Source organism: Streptococcus sp. KR, assembly GCF_002238115.1.
In the GTDB taxonomy this organism is placed as follows: domain Bacteria; phylum Bacillota; class Bacilli; order Lactobacillales; family Streptococcaceae; genus Streptococcus.
In genome coordinates, this window is record NZ_NGVM01000409.1 from 1 (window position 1) to 209 (window position 209).

The following is a 209-nucleotide window of genomic DNA, read 5'->3' on the forward strand; positions in this document are numbered from 1 at the left end:
CTATTGTTCTTAACGTCATTTCGAATCTGCAAAACATGTGAGTTTTGGGTCCGATTCATTGAAATTGGACGGAACAAAGTCTTGGTATCTTCGTGACCTCTGCTAAATGGATCATAAGGGGTTTCGTTGTAATGTGAGCTCAAAATATACTCAACATCTTCGACACTGATCTTATGGTCAGTATGGCAGATGAATGGCAGGTCGGAAGA

Annotated in this window: 1 protein-coding gene; it reads right to left on the reverse strand. The window is 40.7% G+C overall.

Annotation, left to right across the window (positions count from 1 at the left end):
• Positions 1-209 (reverse strand): C69 family dipeptidase (locus CBI42_RS12485; RefSeq protein ID WP_142294196.1); only part of this gene is annotated, 209 nt, incomplete at both ends.